The sequence below is a fragment of the Prevotella sp. genome (assembly GCF_051059605.1).
In the GTDB taxonomy this organism is placed as follows: Bacteria; Bacteroidota; Bacteroidia; order Bacteroidales; family Bacteroidaceae; genus Prevotella.
Window position 1 is genome coordinate 1,520,772 of the sequence record NZ_CP050883.1, and the last position, 24,089, is coordinate 1,544,860.

Below are 24,089 nucleotides of genomic sequence, written 5' to 3' on the forward strand. Positions count from 1 at the left end.
TATATTATAAACTCGTTGTTTTCAGTGTTCCTTCTGGATATTGCATTGTAAGACAATGTAGCGATCCATGCTGTTTGATTACGACCGAAGCATCTATTCCCACGATATTATGATTAGGAAATGCGCGCTGCAATACTTCCATAGCGATATTGTCTTTTATCGGTTGCGAGTATGTGGGGCATATTACGCTCTTGTTTGTAATCACGAAATTGGCATAAGTAGCCGGCAATCGTTCTCCGTCATCATATATTGCGTCTGGCATAGGCAGACGTAGCAAGTTGTATGGTTGTCCGTCTAATGTCTTTAACTGGCGCAGTTGTTTTTCAAGTGAATTGAAATCATTATATTGTTCGTCGCCCTCATCGTCACATCCATTATAAACGATAGTATCGTTTGGAGCCAGACGCACGATAGTATCAATATGTCCATCTGTATCATCACCTATCAACTGTCCATAATCAAGCCATACGATTCTTTTTGCGTGCAGACTTTTCAGTAATCTTTCTTCTATTTCTTCACGTGTAAGAGGTTGATTGCGATGTTCAGCCATCAAACAGAATGTCGTTGTAAATATACTACCTTTGCCATCGCTTTCAATACTTCCACCTTCAAGCACGAAATCTGTATCACATTCATAACCTGAGTTGAAAGCACCTTTATTGTTTAGTTGACTTGTGATCTTATTGTCTTTAGTCCATTCAAACTTATCTCCCCAACCGTTGAATTTAAAGTTAAGGATGCATGTTTCTTTATCATCTGAAACCAATGTAAGCGGAGCGTGATCACGTGCCCACGTATCATTGGAGTCTATATCATAAAATATTACGTTGTTCAGTTGTGCTGCTGTCAGTTCTTTAGAAAGTTGCTTTCTCACAGTTTCAGTCTCCGGAGTTACCACAGCAAGCAATTCTTCATTAGTAATGACTTTCGCCATATTTACGAATACTTTTGTAATATCTTCAAGATATGGTTTCCAGTCTGTGTTGGCATGAGGCCATGTAAGCTGTATACCGCTTTGTGGTTCCCATTCTGCAGGAAGTCTGAAATTGTTAATGCAATTTTTATTGTTTGCCATATATGATGGTTAGCTTTGTTTTTACCTTGATTAATTGTGCAAATATAGCGATTTTATTTCTAATTGTTTACAGATTAGAATAAAAATAATTATCTTTGCATAAGATATGCTGCATTCGACAGAACATTCAAGTGAGCTTGATAAATCTGCCATCATCTGCATTATTTTAAATGTATAAACACCGTAACTGACTGATAATGCTTGAAATAAAAAATGGAATATTAAGTGGCGTGGAATACCCTGCTACATTGGCTGATATCAATTTTTCGGTTGATGAAGGTGAACTGTTTTGCATCTATGGGACGCAAGATGATTATGTCACGTCTCTCATTCGCTCTATGCTAGGATTGCAGCCATTGAAATCAGGCTATATCACTGTCGACGGTGATGTTGTTGACACCTCTTCAGCAGCCTACTTCCGCAACATGTTTTCTTATGTTCCGCATGATTTGGATATGCCTTGGGATAAGATTACTGATGTACTCTCATCTCCATTCGAGAAAAAGAACAAGATCACAAAGAAGATGCTGAAAGCAGAATTAGATCGTTTTGGCATTGATGCAGCGTTGCTTGACTCTGATTACAGTAAGCTTCAGAAGCATATTGCACAGCTAATTCTTATTATCGTGGCTGTATTGAGTGATAGACCTTATCTGATAATTGACAAACTATATAGCGAGATTTCTGCAAATCTCTTAATGCCTTATTTAAGGGACTATGCCGCTGAAAAGCATTCTGTAGTTATCGTTAGTGATGATGAAGACATAAGGAGAATGTGCAACAAATCGCTGATATTAGATATAAACGTATAAAAAAATAAAAGTTATGAACGTATCTTTCCTTGGAATATCTATAGTGATATTATTACTTTGCATTCCAGCTTATATTATATTTACATACAAGTTAAACCTGCTCAACAAGTTTGCGATGTCTGTAGTGAAGATGTTTGCATATATGGTGTTAACCGGTGTGTTTCTATATTACATATCCTTGTGGAATAGCGTCCTCATCAACATCCTCTGGATGATATTTATGGCTGTTATTGCCGCCATCATTTCCGTCAGCAAAGCGCGACTAAGCATGAACAAATTGTTTTTCCCTTCTTTCGTAGGAGCTTTGTCTGTGGTAATTGTGATGGGGCTAGCCATCTTATTCGCCGTTTTCTCGTTTAAGAATATGTTCGATGCCCGATATATGATTCCTATCGCTGGCTTTTTAGCTGGTTCTATGATAGAGAGTAATTCCAAGTCGCTTGAAACTTACTACGCTGGATTAAAGAATCATAATGCAATATATTATTATCTTTTAGGCAATGGAGCTACACACGGTCAGGCAGTAAACTATTTCGTGAAGCGCGCTTTAGAAAAAAACATGATTCCGATGTTGGGTAAGATGGCTTATATATTATTAGGTGTTACCCCAATGGTATTGTGGAGCATGATATTGTCTGGAACAGGTGTTGTTGATGCCGTATTCATGCAGATACTTATGCTCTCGGCAATGCTTGCCGCAGCACCAGTATCATTGTTGATAACATTGGCTGTTGCTCGTGCTTATTCTTTCGATGCGTATGGTCAACTGAAGAATATGGATAAAACTGCTTGATGTATGTCAAAACATTATATTGACATGTGTCAAGTAAATTGATTCATGTCAAAAATAATACTTTTTTTAGCTAATTAGCGCCCTTATCATTGTTTCATAATGATAAGGGCGTTAACTTTGCACTTGTAAAAAGGATAAAATTATAGAGTTATAAAAAAATAATGATATTAGCTTTTTAAGGTAGAAAGATTTAAAAGGATAACAATTATGAAAAAGATGACAAAGGTTGTGGTATTAATAAAGAGTACCGTAAACAAAGAAAAAGTAGTTCATTATATGGTTAACGTACTTAACACATACAACTACGGAAGAGTTAACTTGATTTAGAGAGTATTTAAGCTTGATAAGAAACGGGACATATTTCATGAAGAAATATGTCCCGTTTGTAGTTTATAAACAATAGCATGACAACACCGAATAATGTAAAAGATGTTAAACAAACAACACCTACACCATTATAATATAGAAATTTAACTACCTTTGCAATCTAATTTTATGCAACGCATGAAAATAAAGGAAGTAATTGGTGCCCTTGAACAATTCGCGCCTCTGCCTCTGCAAGCTGATTTTGATAATGCAGGCTTGCAGGTTGGATTAACAGAAGTGGAAGTCTCAGGGGCTTTATTGTGTCTTGACGTTACCCCTAAAATCGTCGACGAAGCTGTTGCTTGTGGCTGCAATCTGATCGTTTCACATCATCCGCTGATATTCCATAAGTTGGCTCATATCACTGATGAAGATGAAGTTCAGATAACAATACGCAAAGCTATAGAGAACCATGTCACTGTGGTGTCTATGCATACAAACATGGATAGTGCACAGGGAGGTGTGAATCATAAGATTGCAGAGAAACTGGGATTGCATGATTTACGTTTCTTTGGTAAGCAGAATACTGTTGATGGTGTTGCTGGCGGTGACGGAGTTATCGGTGAACTGAATGAACCAATTGCTGCCGACGACCTGATAATAATGTTGAAACGAAACTTTGATGTGGAATGTGTCATGGCAAACGAATTATTGAGACGTCCCATTTCAAAGATAGCTGTATGTGGTGGTGCTGGCTCGTTTATGCTAGATGATGCAATAACTGCTGGTGCTGACGCCTTTATCACTGGAGAAATGCACTATCATGAGTATTTTGGCAGAGACCAGCAGATACAGATTGCAGTGATCGGACATTATCAGAGCGAACAATATACAAACGAAATTTTCAAATCAATAATAGAGGATAAGTGTCCTGGTGTAGAGTGCAAACTCACGAAGATAAACACGAATCCAATAATTTATCTATAACAATTATGGCAAAGAAAGATCCTACAGACTTGTCAGTTGAAGAGAAGTTGAAAACTCTTTATCAGCTGCAAACTACATTGAGTAGCATTGATGACAAAAAGGCTCTTCGCGGTGAACTTCCTCTTGAGGTTCAAGACTTGGAGGATGAAATCGAAGGTCTGAATATCCGTATCGAGAAAATCCAGAACGAGATTGCTGACTTCCAGTATGCAGTAACTCAGAAGAAGCACGAGATTGCTGATGCTCAGATTAGTGTTGATCGTTACAAGACCCAGCTTGAGGACGTTAAGAACAATCGTGAATATGATACTCTTACAAAGGAAATAGAGTTCCAGACTTTGGAAATCGAACTTTGTACAAAGAAGATCAAAGAAGCTGCGATTAAGATTGAAGAATGCAATCAAGATCTTGCAAAGGCTCAGGCAACAAGGGCTGACCGTCAGGCTGATCACGACGAAAAGCGCAACGAACTTGACGAGATCATGCAGGAAACTCGTGAGGAAGAGGAAAAGCTGAAGGAAAAGGCTAAGGAACTAGAGACCAAGATTGAGTCTCGTTTGCTTACAAGCTTCAAGCGTATTCGCAAGAATGCACGTAACGGTTTGGGTATCGTTTACGTTCAGCGTGATGCTTGTGGTGGTTGTTTCAACAAGATTCCACCTCAGCGCCAACTAGATATCAAAATTCACAAGAAGATTATCGTTTGTGAGTATTGCGGTAGAATCATGATTGATCCAGAACTTGCTGGTGTAAAGACTGACAAACCTACTGATGAGAAGCCAAAGCGCGCTAAACGCACAATTCGTAAGACTACAAAGAAGGCTGAAGAAGAAACAACAGTAGAAGAAGAAGCATAATTGCTTATTTCTATAAAGAATAATATTAGGGCAGTGTACGCAAGTCGTACACTGCCCTACTCGTTTTATAATCATTGATCATGAGAACCATTCAAATAGCGTTATTTGGGTTTGTTCCATACTACAAAATTAGTAATATAAATTCACTTATTCCCCAAATATACAAAAATCAATGCATCATATTGATCTAACAAAAAAATATGTCAAACAGTAAAGCTGTACGTATTCCTTCCAACTACAATAAAAGCAAGACCACTCTCCCACTACCCCCAATTGTCTTTTCTTTGCGGGAATCTGCGTTATCTGCGAGAGAATAATCACGCAAGAGGACTCAATCTATTGTACTAAGAAACCCAATAAGTCTCTCGCAGATCCCGCTGATTACGCAGATAAACCACAAAACTACACTAACTACAAGTTTTCTTTCTCTGCGAAATAATGCAGCCTGCTGCATTCCTCTGCGAGATCTGCGTAAATCTGAGGGAATGCGTGATTTGGAGTTCATTCCAACAATAGACACGAAACAACATGCTGTGTATGAATTATTTATGAATGAGCATGGCAGGGTGAAAAACATTTTGTACTTTTGTAGAGAAAATTTTTCATAACCAACAATAATAGATATAAAAACGCATGGCAACAAATGAAAAACCACTAACACAGGATTCATCTCAGGCAACTGACAATACAGACAAAAGTTCTTTTCGTCTTGTAGCTATTAGACCATATTCTGAAAGTCCAAAGAATACTTTAAAAGCCCTTCATCCAGACATCACATATTTTCTTGTGGGTGACTATAAAGATAAGTATGAAAATGGCGAATGGGTTGATATAGAGAAATCCTCAGAGGTAGGACCTTTACCCCATGATTTCTTTTCGGTAAATGTTTTAGATGAAAATAAGCAGACATTAAAAATGCCATTCGTCAATATATCTGCTATTGTAGGTAAAAACGGATGTGGCAAGAGTTCCTTGATTGAATTCCTTATCAGACTAATAAATAATATTGCTATAAAACAAAAGTTCTCTTCATATCAAGACTCAGAATATGCGGAAGGAGCTTATGGAAGAGTTTATTATGAAATAGACAAACACATATATTATATAGATTGTTCTTTTTCTAAGGAAGAGGATGACAAGATAAAAATACATTATTCTGACACATCTGATAATATTTCTATTATTAGAAAGTTTTTTTATTCTATCATCTCTAATTATTCATTGTACGCTTATAACAGCAATGACAATGAAAAGAGTTGGTTTGCTAATTTGTTTCATAAGAACGATAGCTACCAGATGCCTATCGTCATAACTCCAATGAGAGATGAGGGTAATATAGATATCAATAAAGAAAACAATCTTGCCAAATTAAGACTTCTCTCTATTTTTTCACAAGCAGAAAATTCTTTAGGTAGAAAAATTAGTGATAATAAATATGCAGAAGGAGTCAAAATAACTCTAAAAGATTCATCAAAACTTATCAATTATATAAGAAAAAATTTTCGTAATGACAACACTGAAGATCTCTTTCTTAAAACTAGAATAAATGATTTCAAAGAATATCTGAATAGGATTGAAAAACCGGAAGATAACGATGGTTCCTTTGCTGATGATGAGTTTGATAAAGAAATTCAATTCTGGACGACGTTTGACCAGGAGTTTTGGACAAAACATATTGATTTAATTAAACACGCTGATTCGATAGCTAAGGATGAGTTTCCTTATGACACAGATCATGGTCAAATGTATGATTATTTTGATTTACTGCCCACAATTCTAAAACTTAGAAAGCCAGAATATAATAAAGAAATAGAAAAGACATTTGAACTTCTAAAGGAGCATTGTATTTTTATGAACGCCTTTCAATTCCAAAGATTAATGATGATTATCTATATCTGTTATTTATGGGATAAAGAGGACATATTGGGTGATATAAATTGTGCTCAAGCATTTTCTAAATTAGATAAAAAACATGAGTGTAAAGAAGCTCGGGTTCAGGCGCATTTATATGTGGTTTATAAAACTATTACTATATTTGAAACCTATGAACCATACAAGAATATAATCTTTGATTTTAACATAAAGGGATTTATTTTATTTGATCGCAAATACCAGGATAACACAGGATTTTTTGATAGTATCAAAGAATGTTTTAATCTGTTATTTTATGAAAAAGGCAGAATAAAAGTGAACTATAAATCACTTAAATTGAGACAAACTTTAAACTTCCTAACTATTAAAGACTTGGCAAAAGAGTATGATTCAGCTTCTAAGAAAGAATGCAAAAATGACGTCCATTACAACCTTTCCTTTGATGATATTGATAGAATAATAAAAGGAAAGAAGGAAAACGGTGATGAGGAGAATATGTCTTTGCTTCCTCCACCTATTTTTTCGACCGATATTGTGGTTAAGGAGAATAATCATATATTCAATTTATCAAATATGAGCTCTGGGGAATTGCAAATGATCTACTCTGTAGGTGCTCTCATATATCATTTACGCAATCTGGATTATAAAGTATCAAATGCTAGCTTTATAGAATATAAATATATTAGTCTTGTGTTGGAAGAAGTAGAGCAATATTTCCATCCAGAGTATCAACAAGACTATGTATTAACTTTACTCAAATTTATTGCAAACGCTTGCTTTAAGAATATTAAAGGAATAAATATATTGCTTGTAACACATTCTCCTTTTGTACTATCGGATATTCCAAAACAAAATGTACTATTCTTAGAAGAAGGAAAGCCTAATTATAGCATGCAGCAAAATACCTTTGGAGCAAATATTCATTCTATGCTGAAAAACGGTTTTTTCCTAAATGGTTTGCCTATAGGTGAGTTTGCAAAAGAAAAGATTAATGAACTGACAAAGAAACTTCATAATGGCACATATAATATTGAGAATAAAGATAATGACAAGGATATTCTTGACATGATAAAATTAATAGGTGAGCCAGTTCTAAAAAGTCAGTTACTCAAGATGTATAGTGATTACAAATTGCCATACATTTATGAGAATAAGATAAAAGAATTGGAAGCCAAAATAGCAAAATTGGAGAAGAAGATATGATAAAAATTAATATTAATGAAAAAGAACTTCAGCGGTTAGAAATGCGATACAAAAAAGCATTGCTAAAATGGCTTAAGAAAAGAAGGGTTAAAGCTGATGCGGATTATCATCAAGAATGGGATTACTATCTTAAGAATAGTGAATCCTTAATAACATGTAAGCCTAAGGATATGAAGAAGCAGTGGGAACAGTTTATTGAGGTATTTAAGGATGATCATAAAGACTGGCTTGCTTCATCTAATAAAAAAGATACTATATTCGGTAAATTCATTGAAAAGATGACAAACTTTTATAATGATTTTATCAAAGATGAATGTTTAGGAACACAGGGGGTTGGTTATTGGTTTTTTGATTCGTTGGGGCTTGATGTATGCCCATATTGTAACAGAAATTATATATTAACCATCAAAGCTGATAAACATAACAAAAGTCAGTATAGGCCAGAGATAGATCATTTTCATCCAAAATCTTTGTATCCAATATTTGCTCTTTCGTTTTATAATTTTGTACCAGCTTGTCCTACTTGTAATCATATAAAAAGAGATCGGCAACTGAAGGTTTCACCATGGATTGGTTACGCTGAAAAAAAGGAACCTATATTTCGAGTAAAAAATGCAAATATAAATCCTTTTCCAGAAAATCCTAAAATAAAAATCATCCATGGTAATAGAAAAGATATGTCGATATTAGGAATTAATAGGGTATATAAAAAGCATACAGATGTTGTCAAAGATATTCTTAATCGCATACAAGCATATAATACTGATGCCTATTCAGCTGTTCTTGAGTCATTCCAAGGTATTGTAAATACAGAGGGAGAGCTTGACAGGATGGTTTGGGGTAATTATACAGACCCTGATGAATTTTCTAAGCGACCATTGTCCAAATTAACATCTGACATATTGAAACAATACAACAAGAAATAAAATTCATTTTAAAACAATGTGTATTGACTCACTTTTTGGGGTTTACAGAAGTGATAAACAAGCATACAAAGAAAATTAAAGAAAGAATATGAAAAGATTACTCCCCATCACAATACTAGCAGCATGCACTCTTGTTGCGTTAGCAAGTAAGCCACGAGTTAAGAAAGTAGCAAAGAAGACCGTTACAACGCATCAGAAGAAAGCGTCAGGTGTAAAGCGTAACACGACAATCATCAAGTTTAATCCTGATTCAGTTCAAAATGCGCTAGAAGGAATGAAGGCAGAGTAAAAGAGTATCATCCTAGTACTCATTTCATAAATTTATTTTTATATCTTTGAAGTCAAATTCGACTGCTGCTTGATTGTTAAAATATTTAGTCACAAACTCACTAAATTCTTTTAATTGCTTATCATCTTTGTTTAATGTCAAGAGTTCATCAATAAAACTTTTAAAGCCTTTTTGACCATTCCATGGTTCAAAATAAGTATTAGATATAAAGGCGCGATCGTCAAAGTCTTTATTAATCAATTGAGGTAACATCGTTTTATAGTTTGTTTTAATATATTCAATGAATATAGTATCCGCTTTTTTATTTTGATATGCTACTGAACTTTTAGTGTTATCATCGCTTTGAACATGTTCATAATAAAGTGTATTTTCCCATAAGTAGTATATTGTTTGAAATGATGTTTCATTTACACATAACAATTTAAACATTTCTGCACTTATATTATTAAATTCTTCTGCCGTAAAAATAACATTAGATATTTCATCTGAATAATATAATAGATCATGAATAAATTTAGATACAAACTGAGAAGCTCCATTTTCAAAGAAAACGTCATAAAGGAATGCTTTATTATCTTCAGGTGTTAAATGTGACTTTTTAATTATATTGTAAATAACTTTAAATTTAAAAAATATTCCTTGTTTTTTATATCCAACATAAAAAATACTTTTGATTACTTTTTTATATTCTTCTGCATTGCTAATTTTAGCTAATGCTAAGAGATCAGATAAACAAAAGACTTTATAATCACGAAGCCATACATCAATATTTTGTTTAATTTCACTATAAGGCTTTTCCATTACTGTTTTAAATTCTTTTTCAGAAATATCAAAATTCAATGAATAATAAAAATACCTATCAATATAATAAGAATTATTTATTGCTTTAGGTTCAGAAGGACTATTTGCAGGAAACATTACATTTAACAAGCTTTCAATTTGCCTAAATTCTTTACTCGCTTTTTTATATTTTCCCCCTATTATTGCAAATATATCACTATGATTATTCTTGACATGATCTTGTTTTTGTAAACCAGCATTCCACAATCTAAAAGTATCACCAGTAATAATTAGATACTTCTCATATTCTTTTGATAATAATTCATATACATCGTAATATTTCATTCTTAGCAATTCTATCATCATCAAATCTTTAATTTGTGTATCGCCTTTCAGTTTTTGATAAGCAAATTGAAATGAATTTATAAAACGATACACATCCCTTAAATTGTCTAAATTACTTAATATACAGTTATTCTGTAATTGATTAGCTTGGGTATCTATTCCCAATATCTCTTTAAATTGTTTTTCATCGCTATCATCAATAAACTTCTTCCCCTTTATAGATAATAAGGATCTCAGTATCATTTTGCTAAATTTCGGAAGTTTAAATTGATACTGAAATATTTTTTCTATGTATTTATTACTTTTACAAACGTCATCTTTTAAAGTCTCTATCAGATAGTCTCTATCGTAAGCTGAAACAAAAACCATATTAGAAAAATTAGCACTATTACGTATCAGCTTTAATACAGACATTATCTCATCCTTATCTAATCGATCTAAATCATCTATCACAACAAGGATTAATTTATTAATTTCCTTTATAGCAGAATTAATGACTTCACGCTTAACTTCGATACTTTGAGAGGAAAAACATTCTACAAATTTTGCGCCAAACTTTATAATATCATGGTTACTATCAGAGAGGATGCGTGCATATTCCGTTAAGTTTGTTGATAAAGACGAGTCATATTTCTTCAGATTTTCACGAAGCTCTAAAAAGAAAGCATCGACAAGATTGCGTTCTTTTTCATAATTCCAAGGATTAAACTTTATAATGATAGTATCTTTATCTTCAACATGCTTACATAATAAATAGAGAAATGAAGTCTTCCCTTCTCCCCAAGGTGATTCAATACCAATAGAGAATGCACATTTTTCAATTGGTGTATTCTTTATCTTTATTGCAAGTCCTTTTGCAATATTGTCTCTTTCCAAAAAATCACTATTCACTTTATCAATTGGTAAATCTGCTTCAAATCCTTTTGACTCATCTATTATTCTAGGAACTCTTTTGCAATAAGCCGTTTTGATTATTATCAATAAAGAATATAAAGGAACTATGTCGATATAAGATAAATATTTTAAATTCCAAAATTTCACATAAGTCCATTCGTCAGAAAGGAGTCTATAATAAGCCCAGAAGAGTAAGAAAGTAAAAGCCCATCCAAATCTTGAATTGGATACTTTCTTATTATTATGTATATCAATACCGGTGTAGTAGATTAGTGCTATACCAACAAATATAAATAATATTCGTTCTGCTATATTATCATCAAACCCTGATAATATTCCATTAGCAATATAGTCATCGATTACCCCTATTATAAAGGCATTACAAAGAACAAACAATGATACTAATATAAATATCAATTTTGTATTAAAGTCGCTCAGGATCTTTTTTATAGAAGTAACAATCAATGACTTTATTTTGGCATCACTTAATTTCTTTTTTATATCGGCAATCATTGATAAATGCTCTTGAGCATTATCTGAAGTTGTATTATTCATTTGCAAAATTATTAATGTAAGTATTCCCATTTGGGGACAGTACAAAATTAGTCAATAATTTCTTCTTTCGTTTTCTTTTCTACAAATTTCTTTAGAATTTACGAGAATTAAGCCTTATATAGTTTGTTAATTATTAAAAATCAGGTTAACATGAAAGAAAATGCTCTGATTATTTGTAAGTAACATGATTAAGAGATACCTTTGCACATATAAAAAAGTGCCTGTACATCCAGGCGGTGTAGGTGCACTATAATAAGGATATAGGGGACATTCCAAGCGAATGTTCCCATTTTTTATACTATAACTATGACTAAAGAACTTATTAAAAATGAATCAGATGAGAAAATTCATTATATAATTGATTATATCAAAGATTTTTATCAAGCACTAGAATAAGAAAATATAATCGCAAATCTATTTATGTCTATTCACCATTTGATGAAATAATGAAAAGGTTTGATCAGGATCACTTGTATTTATATAAATATCAGGCGCATGGAATCTCGTAATTTTAATAAATGGAGCATCCTGGGAATGAACATATAACATGACTATTTTACCATCATCCGCTTTAAATTTACCCAAATTATCATCGCTAAATGAATAACCGTTTACTCTATAGTCGATGTCTGGAATATCATTTACTAATGTTATGCTTTTGATAGTAGATCTATCGACATCTTCTCCATAAATACCAGAAATACTAATAGAATGAGCGTCTATGTCTATAGATGTTTGTTTTCTGCTCATATAAATAGGAACAAGTGAAAGCACGAGAACAATGATTGAAATAATTACGGTCATTGTAACAACCAAAGATACGTTTATCTCCTTTTTAGATCTAAATAAATACGCTAAAAACAAAGCCATAATAATTGTAGGTAAACCAACTCCTAATATATAGAATAGGTCACTTTTAAAAACGAGAGCAAACCAACAGATAAAAAAAGTAAATAAAGAACAAATAGAAATTGCTTTGACTGCTATTTTATTTTTCCCATTAACGGTATACTTTTCTTCTGTCGTTTTTTTTAAACGATTAGCACAAAATTGAAGTATAACGACAATAACGAATACTGGTATTAACTTTATTACTATATCCATGTGTAAGCTTTTTTAAATGACGGCACAAAATTAGACAATAATTTCATCTTTCGTTTCCTTTTCTACAAATTTCTTTAGAATTAGCGAGAATTAAACCTATTAAGAGTTGTATGTGGGCAGTTAACTTCTGCCGGTTACGTTCTAGTAACCTGAAGCATTTATGTTTAATCAGGAAAAATAACAAGGATATGTTACCATTGTGACAACGCCATACTCAAAAAATAATATTAGTAAGTATGAGTGATGTCACGTATTTAATTGTATGAGACTACGAATAGCATCATTTTGGAAGTTGCACAATAGGGTTTTTACTAATATATTCCTTTAACACATTAGCTACAAATTCGAAAACAGAACCTGGAGTAGTACGAGACCAGTAAGGGTTATCACAATTGTATTGACTTACTACATTACCGCCACTATCATAATCAACAAATGAAACCATTTTTGATCTTGATCCATCTAAGTCAAATACATTGTACTCCAATGAATATAAGCGTTGGGGATGTTTTTTATGTTTATGACTTTCTTTAGCACTAATAGTATACGAATAAATACCTAAACACACACGATATCCAATAGAATCTTTAGCAATCGTTTTCGTGTTAATATAAAACAGATCTTGAGATGACTGTCCTGCTGCTATGTAGTCAGGGCTTGTCTCAAATATGTTTTGAGCACTGATTAGGATAGGACTGCATAGCAATGTGATAGTGATTAAAATTTTATTTAGCATAGTACTTATATAATTTGTAATTGGTGCAAAATTAATAAAATTTTTAATGCAAACAAACATTTATAAAATAAATGTTACAAGACTTCAATACAACGATGTCACTGCACAATATTATATATTTAGCACATTGATTGTTTATTATACAGCAACATTCGCATTATTAATATTCTGAAAGATAAAAATCAGTTATTAAGGATTACTTAATAACTGATTCAGATAATAAAAGATACTCAATCTGATGTGTTCTCCCACAGATATACTTTTTCTTTCCATGTATAAACGCCCTATTCTCCCGTTGATTACGCAGATGTTTATTTTCTCAGGAATTGAGATTGTACTATTCCAATGATATCCGCAGTTATAGCTTTTCAGCATATATTTTAGCATCATGGTACCGAAAAACTTACATAATTCATCTGCCATACAAAATATTTCAGTAACTTTGTCCTCGGTTATCATTACGAATCTTGTTTATTTTTCTTATTGTTCAACACGATTAAGATAAAACATTTTCGCTAATCATGAATTTTAAAATAAAAACAAACATCGAACTCACATTAAACTAATTCAATAAAAAAATATGAAAAGAACAATTCCTTTCTATATATTGGTTCTTCTTTTTTCAATAGTAGACAATCAATTATTGAGTGCACAAAGTTACGACAATCCCTCTCCCCGAATTAGAGTAATCATTGATAATGACTTTGCTGGCGATCCAGATGGTGTGGTTGCGTTGGCACATCACCTGATGTCTCCATCTGTAGATATACGTGCGGTTATATCCAGCTATTTTCCGATGAAAGCTTCACCGTATGGAAATAAGAGTGAAAAAGAAGGGGCTAAAATTGGAAAAGCTATTGCTAAAGAAACAATAAGTGTTATAGCGCCAGATAAAAACATTTTATTACTACAAGGGAGCAATGCACCTATGGAGAATGTGAATACACCTAGTGAATCAGAAGGTGCAGATTTTATCATCAAAGAAGCAATGCGAACAGACACAAAGCAACGACTGTATGTTTGCTGTGGAGGTTCATTGAATACCATAGCTTCAGCTTATCTAAAAAATCCAGAAATAGCAGAAAAGCTCACATTGATATGGATAGGTGGAGAGGAAAATTTGGGAGAAATGCAAATTATGCCTCCAAGAAAATCAAAAGTTGAATACAATCTTGCCCTCGATAAATGCGCAGCACAAGTTATATTTAATAAAAGTCGACTGAATTTGTGGATGATTCCACGTCCTGCTTATCGCCAATGTATATATGGTTATTCAGAAATACTCAGCAAAATAAAACCTATGGGAGTTATCGGAAAGTTTCTATTTGAAAAGATAAACACATGGTATGATAACACTCACAGCTGGTGTGGAGGTACTGCCGAAACATATATACTAGGCGATAGTCCTCTGGTTTTGCTTACGGCGCTTCAAAGCATTTACGAAGCTGATCCATCATCATCACAATATGTGCTTCGCCCTTGTCCTACAATAAATAATGATGGTAATTTCACCGACAATCCTTCTGGGAACATTATTCGCATTTATACGCATCTAGATACTCGACTCATGTTTTCTGATATGGAAGCAAAGTTATATCTGCATAATAGCGAGCAAAAGAAAAGACTGAGGAAATAATAGACAAAGGGGATCCCTCGCAGGTTCCCTGCTAATATCCTTTTTTCTTTGCATGTGCAAAACGGCATATCTCTCGCAGATTCACGCAGAGAAAGACAGTTAATGTTAAATGACATTTTTATATATGCAAGAACAACTATAATTATTCCTTAACTTGGGATAACAGCAAAGAATAAAAGAAGGAATACTTACAAATGGGTAGCCAAGGTGTTATGAGAAATGATATCATTAAATTCTTAGAGGACTCTTTACCCGCATCAAAAAATTCAGAGGCTAAGAAGAAATTTGTCACAAATATTCTCTCTAAACTTAGACGAAATAACATAATAAGTAGAATTGGAAGAAAGTGGATTATTAAGCCTCAATAAGTAGACGAACAATAGACGAAACTTTAGACGAAATTTTAGACGAAAATCATATTTCATATCTTAGAAATACCCATAAATAAAGAGCATTCATAAATGTGCATAGACGAAACATTTTAGATGAAAACATAAGTTTAGACGAACATGGTAGAAAAAATAGACTATAATTAGCTAATAAGTTAAAGAGGATATAAAGTACATGTGTAAACATTACAAAATTAAACACTACTATCAATTTCCCTACTGATATATTTTTCTTATGACTGAATGTTTGTTTGCTATACGCAGAGAACAAATCTGGACTCGCGCAGATTACTAAGATTCACGAAGACAAAAGACTGTTGCGACACAACGGGAGTGTCTGTAGTTCATGTTGCTGCATTTTGTCTACGTGAATCTGCAGAAATCAGCGGAGGTCATGCAGTTATAAAAACAATACAGGCACTTGCTAATTAAGCAAGTGCCTGTATTGTTATATAGATATTCCTTTATGCTATTAAGCTCCGTGGAATAGATATTCTTTCTGGGTATCCTGAGCTAATAACGTGAAGAGCTTTTCTGTTAATGCATCAGCAACGTCTAGCGCATGCAACAAAATGCTATCAGAGAACTGCTGTAACATGTCTTGTGCCTTCATAGGCTCGTCCTTGTACAACTTTAAGTACTCTGCTTCCATTTCCTTCTGACGCTGGTCATTCTCTGCCTCAAGCTTTGAATATACCTCGTGGATGACTGGAGCATAAGCATTATAGTTTACCATTCCCAATGTCATCACCTTGCGGAACTTCCAATAGGCTGAATGACTATCAGAATTGCTATTGCCAAGGCTATACTGGCGTGGATATGACTTCACACCCTGATACAACGGCAAGAACACACCCAAATCTGCCATTCCTAAAGCTACATAAGAAAGACAGCCTATAGCTTGTGGAAGTTTATTGCGTACCTGCAAGATATGTGTCTGAGTGGTACGGTATATAGATACTGGGCGATAAGGTTCCTTACCGTTATTATGCAAATAAGGATCGTGCTCAGTGTCATTATAATGGAATCGGAACGCAGTGCGCAAATCTGATAGGCTGATTGGTTTATCTGCCTTAGCAAAAACAGGGAAATCATTGCGTGTTACATCATTCTTTATTGAAGGTGAGAACATCTTCTGCAATCCCCATACACGTGGATAGTTATATGTTGTGTCTAACTTCTCATCACGTGAATAAGCTTCATGGAAATCAAACTTGCCTTTAGCACGATCATACAATCCATTTTTCTCAGCAAACTCAATCAAATCGGCAGATGCCATAAAGTTCTCTTTGTCTTTAGGATCGTAATCACGATAACGACTTTGATTGCCGGTAACGAAATAACGGTCTGCCGGTATGCGGCAAGCAAGCCAACGATGACCGCAGGCATTCTCAAGATACCAAGTTTCCTTGTCGTCAATGAAGCCGATTGCGAAACCTTCTGCTGAACCGTATTCCTCTATCAGTTTAGAAAGACGCTCAACGCCTTCACGAGCTGTATGGATATATGGCAAAACAATGTTGTAAGTGCAGTTTTCAGCGAGTCCATTTTCAACATAAGGATCGAAAGACAATGCACGTTCACTACTGAAGATGGTCTCTGTGCTGCTCATTCCAACACCGACAGTGTTGTAGCCAGCACTTCCCCACTCTCCTGGGAACTGATAATCAGGCAACGCTGTGTAGCCCAAAGCCTCAGAAGGCAACGGACAGCGGAACTTGCTATCTTTAGCAATAAATTCAGAAGGTCCGAAAAGAGTGTCTTCATGGACTTCGAAATTGATTGCCATCATAGCATCAAAATCACTGGAACGCGCCAATATGCGTGATCCATCGGCTGTCATTCTGTTTCCTACTATGATAGTAGTACATTCAGAAGGCAATTTCTTGATTTCTTTCATATCGTTATAATTTTAATACTCTATCTGGTTAGCAACCATTTTCTGGGTATCCCAAGGAGCAGGTGCACCACCAAGATATTTATTGAACCACTCAAGATGAGCATTGTAATATACAGGCATTGAATAAAGATTACTTGGCCAATGTCCGTCATTCTTAAATACGATTAAACGAGAAGGAATACCCAACGTCTGAAGGGTGTTGAAATATTGTAGACTCTGTGTATATGGTACACGATAGTCTTTCTCTCCGGTGATGATCAATGTAGGTGTCTTGAAATTAGAAACATACTCTGATGGAGAGAATTTCTTATATTGTTCTGAGTTCCAAGGCTGTCCCTTTAAATCAAAGTTAGGGAACCAAAGTTCCTCTGTTGCACCCCACATAGAACGCAGGTCATAAAGTCCCATCATTGAAGCAAGGCACTTGAAAGGATGCTTGTTTGCCTGCAACCAGTTCATGAAGTAACCACCATAAGACCATCCCATGGCTCCCATACGGGTAGAGTCAACATATTCTAACTTAGAAAGAGCGTCTGTAACATTCATAACGTCTACATAAGGAGCGCCACCGAAGTCTCCGCTTATGGCACGACAGAAAGCCTGTCCACGCCCTGTAGATCCATGAGGATTAGGATATGCAACAACATAGCCTGAACCAGGATATACCTGCCAGTCACCACGGAAGTTATCCATCCACTGTGTCTGTGGACCACCATGAACATTGATAATCAAAGGATATTTCTTTCCAGCTTCAAAACCATGAGGCTTCACGATAAACACTTCTACATCATCACCATTAGCACCCTTTACCCACATTGTTTCAGATGGACGGATGTCGACTTCCTGCTCTAATTCTTTATTAAGGAATGTAAGCTGACGTTCCTTAGTTCCATTAGCAACAGAAGTGTACAAAGAATTAGGCTTACCAGTTCTAGAATATGTATAATAGAAATTGCCCTTTGCATCGAAATCAAAGTCGCCAATAGCACGATTGCCTATTACCTTATTGATTTTACGGCTCTTTACATTGACCTTGAACAAAGGTTCATAGCCAGTTTCCTCACCCAAGAAAAAGATATTCTTGCTGTCAGGGCTCCATTTAAAATCATCAACCCAGTTATCAAAACTCTCTGTGAGAACAGTCTTTTCACCAGTCTGACGATTGATTAAAGCAAGCAGGAATCTATCTGATTCATATCCAGGAATGCGCTGCATGCGATAAGCGATATACTTGCCGTCTGGAGAATAGACAGGAGTTCCGTCCCATGCCTCATTCTCTGCAGTAAGGCATTTAACCTCACCACCCTTTACAGGAACAGTCCAAAGATTACAGTTGGTATTTGCTTCCTGATGCTCTGTGCGATTGCTTACAAAGCAGATTTCCTTGCTATCAGGAGAGAAGTTGAAACCAACACCTCCACCTGGCATGAAGACAGGAGATACCCATTCACCAGGAGTAACATCAGTATAAGTCTTATCTTTCAAGTCATAAACAATGATGTGCTGATATTTACCATCAGCATATTCAGTCCAATGTCTGTAAAACAACTTATCAGCTATATGAGCCTGAACAGGTCCGTTATCAAGTTTCTTCTGTAGTTCAATATTCTTCTTGCCGTCTGCTCCAGCCTCAGGGAACACATCAGCCGTGAAAGCTACATAACGATTATCAGGAGAAAGCACAGGGGCATTGATGCCAAGTTCATAATCTGTAAGTTTTTCAGCCTTACCAGTTGCGTCACTGCAATAAAGCTGAGGAGTTCCACTTATAGACGAAATAAAATAAACAAGTTTTCCGTCTTTGCTCCACATCGCATCACCACTCTTACCGTCTGTGGTAAGGTCGCGTGTTGAGAAATCCTTTAAATTCATCAACGCGATATTCTGATATGATTTGTGATTTTTCAAATCAGAACGGCTATGGACATAAGCAAGGGTGTTACCTTGAGGAGACACCGCCACTCCATACACACTCTGCACTCGATAGAGGTCTGAGATCTTAAAAGCTCTTTTTTGCGCCTGTAGATTCATCAAAGACATCATTAAAAGTAAAACTAAACTGATTTTTTTCATTTGATTATTTTATTTATGTTCTCCTATATGTTTTTCCATCCAAATAATATCATACCAACGATCAAACTTCTTGCCGCACTTATGGAAATGCGCCGCAATGGTATAACCCAATCGTTTATGAAATTTCAAGCTGGCATGTGTAAGATATTCATCTTCTTTAGATGTATAAGTAACACACGCATTCATATTTAGAATACCCTGCTTGCGCAAAGCCTCGCATAAAGCATCGTGCAATATTCTACCAAGACCATTTCCACGATAACTTCTGTCTAAATACAACGATGTTTCAACCGCCCACTGATAAGCAGCACGTTCCTTGAATGGTCCGGCATAAGCATAACCTATTATCTTACCATTTTTTTCAGCCACCAAATACGGATATCGACTCAAAGTTTTTATAATGCGATTACGAAATTCTTCGAGTGTTGGGACATCATATTCAAATGTTATTGCCGTATCGGTTACGTACGGACCATAGATCTTCAATAATTCTTCAGCGTCATCAACTGTTGCCAAACGTATAGTCATTTTTTCTACCCTATTTAAATATTTAATACGCAAAATTAGTTATTTCTGACGAAACTAAAGACGATAAAATTGAAAAAATGCAGAATTTATTCCTCAAAATAATATTTTTATGTAACTTTGGCACTCAAACAGAAAACGACATTATGGATATTTCAATCTACACACTTACATCACAGCTTCATGACGAAAAGGCTGTAGATGCAGCTACTGCTGAATTTTTAGGTAGCCTAAACATCAAGTTTGATTTCATTGGTAGTGACTTCACGAATTATGGTGATCACGCATTAAACCTTATATATGTGCGCACTGGCGGAACAGAAGGCATATTTAAGAAGTTGCTTCCACAAATACAAGCCCAATCAAAACAACCTATATACTTGCTGACATCAGGAAAGAGTAATTCTCTTGCTGCCTCAATGGAGATATTGTCTTATCTAAGACTTAATAATATAAAAGGTGAGATTCTGCACGGCGAAACAGAATATATAGCTGAAAGAATAAATATTCTTGAGAAAGTGGGACTGGCAAGAAAACAACTCGACGGATGCAGACTAGGAGTTGTTGGTGAACCTTCAGACTGGCTTATATCAAGTAATGCTGATTATGAAACCGTGAAGGCAAAAACAGGTATTGAAATTATAAACATTCCTATTCAGGAATTACTCGACACAATAATGTCTATCCCAACGCCTAATACAGAAGAACTGCTTGCGATGTCTCCTAACGAGAACATAAGTAAGGCTTTGCCAATGGCAGAACAGATATACTTGGCATTGAAAACTATCATAAAGAAATATGCTCTAAGCGGATTTACACTGCGCTGTTTTGACTTGCTTACAGCAGTGAAGAACACCGGTTGTCTGGCTCTAGCCAAATTCAACAGCGAAGGCATCATCGCTACATGCGAAGGAGACGTTCCGGCAATGCTATCAATGGCAATAACAAATTCGCTTGCTTCTGTTTCTGGTTTTCAAGCAAATCCTGCACACATAAATCCAACAAGCGGAGAAATGCTTTTCGCACACTGCACAATACCTTTTAATATGATAGAGCGCTTTGAATTTGACACTCACTTTGAATCAGGAATTGGTGTAGGTATCAGAGGATATATGAAGAACGGTCCTGTGACAATATTCAAGGTTTCAGGTAATCTTAGCAGACACTTCGCTGAAGAGGGAGAACTAGTGTGCAGTCAGGCAAAGCCAAACCTATGCCGTACACAACAAGTGATACAACTTGACAAGGCTGATAAGGCAAACTATTTCCTCACAAACCCAATAGGTAATCATCATATAATCGTTCCTGGCAAGATGAAAAGTCTATTTGATGAATTCATGAATACTTATGAGCAATAATAGCATTTTGCAACTTTATATAATAAAAAATATATAAACTAAAAGTATTTACACGTTTTTTTTAGTAAATTTGCATCGTCATCAAACTAATTAATGACAAACAATTAATTAAACAAAGGAAAGATATACTACTGATGAAGAAAGATCTGAAACTTTCAACCCTCTGCGTTAAGGCAGGATGGGAACCTAAAAACGGAGAACCAATAGAGGTCCCTGTGTACCAAAGTACTACATTTAAATATGATAACTCTGAAGAAATGGCTATGCTCTTCGACTTGAAGAAAGACGGCTATTTCTATAGTAGACTGCAAAACCCAACAAATGACGCAATAGCAAAGAAGATTGCAGCATTGGAAGGCGGAGTTGGAGCCGTGCTAACATCAAGCGGACAGTCAGCTAACTTTTATGCACTGTTTAATATCTGCGAAGCTGGTGATCATGTTGTCGCATCAAATGAAATATACGGCGGTACGTTCAACCTGTTTGGAGTGACTCTAAAGAAATTGGGTATAGAATGTACATTCGTCAATCCTGAAGACAGCGAAGAGAACATCATGAAGGCTTTCCGTCCAAACACTAAAGCGATGTTTGGAGAAACTATATCAAACCCTGGATGCAACGTACTAGACATAGAGAAGTTCGCAAAGATAGCTCACAGCAACGGTGTGCCATTGATTGTAGACAACACTTTTGCAACACCTATAAATTGCCGTCCTTTTGAATGGGGATGCGACATTGTAACTCATTCCACAACAAAATACATGGACGGTCATGCTGCAACAATAGGCGGAGTGGTTGTAGATAGCGGTAACTTTGACTGGGACGCAAACGCAGAGAAGTTCCCAGGACTATGCACGCCAGACGAGTCATATCACGGACTGACATACACAAAGACTTTCGGCAACATGGCGTATACCACAAAACTTGTGGCACAAATCATGCGCGACCTTGGAAGCATTCAGTCACCACATAATGCTTTTCTTATAAATCTAGGATTGGAGAGTCTGCATTTACGCATGGCTCAACATTGCAAAAACGCACAGCGCATAGCAGAATTCCTGTCTAATGATCCCAAAGTTGCATGGGTGCACTACTGTGGACTTGAAAACGACCGCAACCATGAACTAGCCAAGAAATATTTGCCAAACGGTTCATGCGGTGTAATCGCATTCGGACTGAAGGGCGACAGAGAGACTGCTATCAAATGGATGGACTCACTGGAATTGATTAACATCGTCACACACGTTGCCGACTGTCGCAGTTGCGTGCTTCATCCAGCAAGTCACACACACCGCCAGCTATCAGATGAGCAGTTGCGTGAAGCAGGTATAGCTCCAGACCTTATCCGACTTTCTGTTGGAATAGAAGACAGCGACGATATACTTGATGACATCAAACAGGCGTTGGATAAAATCTAACAACAATGTTAGGGGACATCAAACATGTGAATGAAAAAAATGAATAATTTCCTATTAGATATGAAAATATTTAATATTTAATTGTTACCTTTGCAGCGTTAAATCAAACATAATAACAAATATATGGACGATTATCACGCGGAAACATTTAATTTATAGGCGTGAGGATTTAGTTGAAGCTAATCCCCACACCTAGGATTCAATTTTACGGAGATTAGCTGCAATGAGAACATATTGGAACATTAGCGAGAATTTGAGCGCCCTCAAAGAGTGGCAGCCCAATTGTTGGATACAGGTTACATGCCCAACAGACGAAGATCAGGAATATCTTGAAGATACTTTCAAAATACCAGATTACTTCCTATCAGACATTAGCGATACCGACGAGCGTGCACGTTATGAATACGATGACGGATGGATGCTTATTATCCTTCGTATACCATACGTAAAAGAAGTTCGCTCACGCACACCCTACACTACTGTACCACTTGGTATAATACATAAGCAGGGTGTCACAATAACAGTTTGCTATTACGAAACGAATATGATGATAGACTTCGTGAGCTATCAGCAGAAAAGACGTGAGGGATTCACAGACTACGTGGATCTGATATTCCGCCTATTCCTTTCTAGTGCTGTTTGGTATCTGAAACGACTTAAACAGATAAACACACTGATTGAGAAAGCAAAGCATAATCTTGATCAGGGAGTGAACAACGAAAGTCTAATTGGACTAAGCCGCCTACAAGACTCACTTACATATTTCATCACATCAATACGTGGCAACGAAAATCTTCTGCAAAAGCTGAAGTTTAAACTTCAAGTGGACGAATTAGACGCCGACCTTATTGAAGACGTAAGTATTGAGATGACACAGGCACGTGAAACGACAAACATATATTCAGATATTCTTGAATCCACAATGGAAACGTATTCAAGTATCATTAATAACAACATGAATACGGTGATGCGTACGCTCACATCTGTGAGTATTATCATGATGTTCCCGACCCTTATAGCAAGTATATTTGGTATGAATTTGCTTAACGGAATGGAAACAAATAAGTTTGGATTCATCATAGCAATCGTCATCTCTGTCTTAGTATCTGGTATGTCGTGGTGGATTTTACGCTACAAACGCCTACTATAATAACTGAAAAGTAAAAAAAACCAATTTAAATTAGGAATTTACATTTTTTTTATTTAAGTTTGCAAGCTAATAATGATTGCACAACGCAATGAAAATCAGTATCATA

At 35.5% G+C, this 24,089-nt stretch carries 19 protein-coding genes; 11 read left to right on the forward strand and 8 right to left on the reverse strand.

The window, feature by feature from the left end; all coding sequences use genetic code 11:
• Window positions 1–4: 4 nt before the first annotated feature.
• Window positions 5–1,075, reverse strand: a complete 1,071-nt coding sequence (locus HEQ28_RS06230; protein WP_434504280.1) for an agmatine deiminase family protein — start codon at window positions 1,073–1,075, stop codon at window positions 5–7.
• Between the two features lie 197 nt (window positions 1,076–1,272).
• On the opposite strand from HEQ28_RS06230, the gene HEQ28_RS06235 reads away from it, so the two are divergent.
• From HEQ28_RS06235 to HEQ28_RS06265, 7 genes are all read left to right on the forward strand, one after another.
• Complete coding sequence (locus tag HEQ28_RS06235) at window positions 1,273–1,887, forward strand: ATP-binding cassette domain-containing protein (protein ID WP_434504281.1); 615 nt, start codon at window positions 1,273–1,275, stop codon at window positions 1,885–1,887.
• Between the two features lie 13 nt (window positions 1,888–1,900).
• Entirely contained in the window at window positions 1,901–2,680 is a 780-nt protein-coding gene (locus tag HEQ28_RS06240; protein WP_434504282.1) for an ABC transporter permease, read from the forward strand.
• A gap of 504 nt (window positions 2,681–3,184) precedes the next feature.
• Window positions 3,185–3,973, forward strand: a complete 789-nt coding sequence (locus HEQ28_RS06245; protein ID WP_434504283.1) for a Nif3-like dinuclear metal center hexameric protein — start codon at window positions 3,185–3,187, stop codon at window positions 3,971–3,973.
• A 5-nt stretch (window positions 3,974–3,978) separates the two neighbouring features.
• The gene (locus HEQ28_RS06250; RefSeq protein ID WP_434504284.1) at window positions 3,979–4,830 is read left to right on the forward strand and encodes a zinc ribbon domain-containing protein; all 852 of its coding nucleotides are present in this window, start codon (window positions 3,979–3,981) and stop codon (window positions 4,828–4,830) included.
• A 633-nt stretch (window positions 4,831–5,463) separates the two neighbouring features.
• Entirely contained in the window at window positions 5,464–7,905 is a 2,442-nt protein-coding gene (locus tag HEQ28_RS06255; RefSeq protein ID WP_434504285.1) for an AAA family ATPase, read from the forward strand.
• Window positions 7,902–8,831 (forward strand): HNH endonuclease, encoded by a 930-nt coding sequence (locus HEQ28_RS06260; RefSeq protein WP_434504286.1) that lies wholly within the window; start codon window positions 7,902–7,904, stop codon window positions 8,829–8,831. Before HEQ28_RS06255 ends, HEQ28_RS06260 begins: the two co-directional genes overlap by 4 nt.
• Window positions 8,832–8,919: 88 nt before the next feature.
• Window positions 8,920–9,120, forward strand: a complete 201-nt coding sequence (locus HEQ28_RS06265; RefSeq protein WP_434504287.1) for a hypothetical protein — start codon at window positions 8,920–8,922, stop codon at window positions 9,118–9,120.
• 24 nt (window positions 9,121–9,144) lie between these two features.
• On the opposite strand, the gene HEQ28_RS06270 is transcribed toward HEQ28_RS06265, so the two are convergent.
• The 4 genes from HEQ28_RS06270 to HEQ28_RS06285 form a co-directional block, all read right to left on the reverse strand.
• On the reverse strand, window positions 9,145–11,694 hold the full coding sequence (locus HEQ28_RS06270; RefSeq protein WP_434504288.1) for a KAP family P-loop NTPase fold protein: 2,550 nt from the start codon (window positions 11,692–11,694) through the stop codon (window positions 9,145–9,147).
• Window positions 11,695–12,108: 414 nt separating this feature from the next.
• Window positions 12,109–12,798 (reverse strand): hypothetical protein, encoded by a 690-nt coding sequence (locus tag HEQ28_RS06275; protein ID WP_434504289.1) that lies wholly within the window; start codon window positions 12,796–12,798, stop codon window positions 12,109–12,111.
• A gap of 280 nt (window positions 12,799–13,078) precedes the next feature.
• Window positions 13,079–13,534 (reverse strand): hypothetical protein, encoded by a 456-nt coding sequence (locus HEQ28_RS06280; protein ID WP_434504290.1) that lies wholly within the window; start codon window positions 13,532–13,534, stop codon window positions 13,079–13,081.
• Window positions 13,535–13,723: 189 nt separating this feature from the next.
• Window positions 13,724–13,957, reverse strand: coding sequence for a hypothetical protein (locus tag HEQ28_RS06285; RefSeq protein ID WP_434504291.1), 234 nt, complete (start codon window positions 13,955–13,957; stop codon window positions 13,724–13,726).
• A 157-nt stretch (window positions 13,958–14,114) separates the two neighbouring features.
• Here HEQ28_RS06285 and HEQ28_RS06290 point away from each other — a divergent pair, with 157 nt between their 5' ends.
• Window positions 14,115–15,170 carry a nucleoside hydrolase gene (locus HEQ28_RS06290; RefSeq protein ID WP_434504292.1) on the forward strand — a complete coding sequence of 352 codons (1,056 nt, stop codon included), beginning with the start codon at window positions 14,115–14,117 and terminating at the stop codon, window positions 15,168–15,170.
• 861 nt (window positions 15,171–16,031) lie between these two features.
• Here the strand turns inward: HEQ28_RS06290 and HEQ28_RS06295 are convergent.
• Genes HEQ28_RS06295 through HEQ28_RS06305 form a run of 3 tightly spaced genes read right to left on the reverse strand, consistent with a single transcriptional unit; the run spans window position 16,032 to window position 20,060 of the window.
• Window positions 16,032–17,459 carry a C69 family dipeptidase gene (locus HEQ28_RS06295; protein WP_434504293.1) on the reverse strand — a complete coding sequence of 476 codons (1,428 nt, stop codon included), beginning with the start codon at window positions 17,457–17,459 and terminating at the stop codon, window positions 16,032–16,034.
• Between the two features lie 12 nt (window positions 17,460–17,471).
• The gene (locus HEQ28_RS06300) at window positions 17,472–19,532 is read right to left on the reverse strand and encodes an alpha/beta hydrolase family protein (RefSeq protein WP_434504294.1); all 2,061 of its coding nucleotides are present in this window, start codon (window positions 19,530–19,532) and stop codon (window positions 17,472–17,474) included.
• Between the two features lie 9 nt (window positions 19,533–19,541).
• Window positions 19,542–20,060, reverse strand: a complete 519-nt coding sequence (locus HEQ28_RS06305; RefSeq protein WP_434504295.1) for a GNAT family N-acetyltransferase — start codon at window positions 20,058–20,060, stop codon at window positions 19,542–19,544.
• A gap of 143 nt (window positions 20,061–20,203) precedes the next feature.
• Here HEQ28_RS06305 and HEQ28_RS06310 point away from each other — a divergent pair, with 143 nt between their 5' ends.
• From HEQ28_RS06310 to HEQ28_RS06320, 3 genes are all read left to right on the forward strand, one after another.
• Entirely contained in the window at window positions 20,204–21,415 is a 1,212-nt protein-coding gene (locus HEQ28_RS06310; protein WP_434504296.1) for a hypothetical protein, read from the forward strand.
• A 134-nt stretch (window positions 21,416–21,549) separates the two neighbouring features.
• On the forward strand, window positions 21,550–22,833 hold the full coding sequence (locus tag HEQ28_RS06315) for an O-acetylhomoserine aminocarboxypropyltransferase/cysteine synthase family protein (protein ID WP_434504297.1): 1,284 nt from the start codon (window positions 21,550–21,552) through the stop codon (window positions 22,831–22,833).
• 223 nt (window positions 22,834–23,056) lie between these two features.
• Entirely contained in the window at window positions 23,057–23,983 is a 927-nt protein-coding gene (locus tag HEQ28_RS06320; protein ID WP_434504298.1) for a magnesium transporter CorA family protein, read from the forward strand.
• Window positions 23,984–24,089 lie beyond the last annotated feature (106 nt).

Bases quoted from the DNA above. Each gene is read 5' to 3' on its own strand.
- HEQ28_RS06240 (WP_434504282.1), top strand. From the start codon at position 1,901: ATGAACGTATCTTTCCTTGGAATATCTATAGTGATATTATTACTTTGC.
- HEQ28_RS06245 (WP_434504283.1), top strand. From the start codon at position 3,185: ATGAAAATAAAGGAAGTAATTGGTGCCCTTGAACAATTCGCGCCTCTG.
- HEQ28_RS06270 (WP_434504288.1), bottom strand. From the start codon at position 11,694: ATGAATAATACAACTTCAGATAATGCTCAAGAGCATTTATCAATGATT.
- HEQ28_RS06290 (WP_434504292.1), top strand. From the start codon at position 14,115: ATGAAAAGAACAATTCCTTTCTATATATTGGTTCTTCTTTTTTCAATA.
- HEQ28_RS06230 (WP_434504280.1), bottom strand. From the start codon at position 1,075: ATGGCAAACAATAAAAATTGCATTAACAATTTCAGACTTCCTGCAGAA.
- HEQ28_RS06275 (WP_434504289.1), bottom strand. From the start codon at position 12,798: ATGGATATAGTAATAAAGTTAATACCAGTATTCGTTATTGTCGTTATA.
- HEQ28_RS06250 (WP_434504284.1), top strand. From the start codon at position 3,979: ATGGCAAAGAAAGATCCTACAGACTTGTCAGTTGAAGAGAAGTTGAAA.
- HEQ28_RS06285 (WP_434504291.1), bottom strand. From the start codon at position 13,957: ATGGCAGATGAATTATGTAAGTTTTTCGGTACCATGATGCTAAAATAT.
- HEQ28_RS06320 (WP_434504298.1), top strand. From the start codon at position 23,057: ATGAGAACATATTGGAACATTAGCGAGAATTTGAGCGCCCTCAAAGAG.
- HEQ28_RS06280 (WP_434504290.1), bottom strand. From the start codon at position 13,534: ATGCTAAATAAAATTTTAATCACTATCACATTGCTATGCAGTCCTATC.
- HEQ28_RS06315 (WP_434504297.1), top strand. From the start codon at position 21,550: ATGAAGAAAGATCTGAAACTTTCAACCCTCTGCGTTAAGGCAGGATGG.
- HEQ28_RS06300 (WP_434504294.1), bottom strand. From the start codon at position 19,532: ATGAAAAAAATCAGTTTAGTTTTACTTTTAATGATGTCTTTGATGAAT.
- HEQ28_RS06305 (WP_434504295.1), bottom strand. From the start codon at position 20,060: ATGACTATACGTTTGGCAACAGTTGATGACGCTGAAGAATTATTGAAG.
- HEQ28_RS06265 (WP_434504287.1), top strand. From the start codon at position 8,920: ATGAAAAGATTACTCCCCATCACAATACTAGCAGCATGCACTCTTGTT.
- HEQ28_RS06235 (WP_434504281.1), top strand. From the start codon at position 1,273: ATGCTTGAAATAAAAAATGGAATATTAAGTGGCGTGGAATACCCTGCT.
- HEQ28_RS06255 (WP_434504285.1), top strand. From the start codon at position 5,464: ATGGCAACAAATGAAAAACCACTAACACAGGATTCATCTCAGGCAACT.
- HEQ28_RS06260 (WP_434504286.1), top strand. From the start codon at position 7,902: ATGATAAAAATTAATATTAATGAAAAAGAACTTCAGCGGTTAGAAATG.
- HEQ28_RS06295 (WP_434504293.1), bottom strand. From the start codon at position 17,459: ATGAAAGAAATCAAGAAATTGCCTTCTGAATGTACTACTATCATAGTA.
- HEQ28_RS06310 (WP_434504296.1), top strand. From the start codon at position 20,204: ATGGATATTTCAATCTACACACTTACATCACAGCTTCATGACGAAAAG.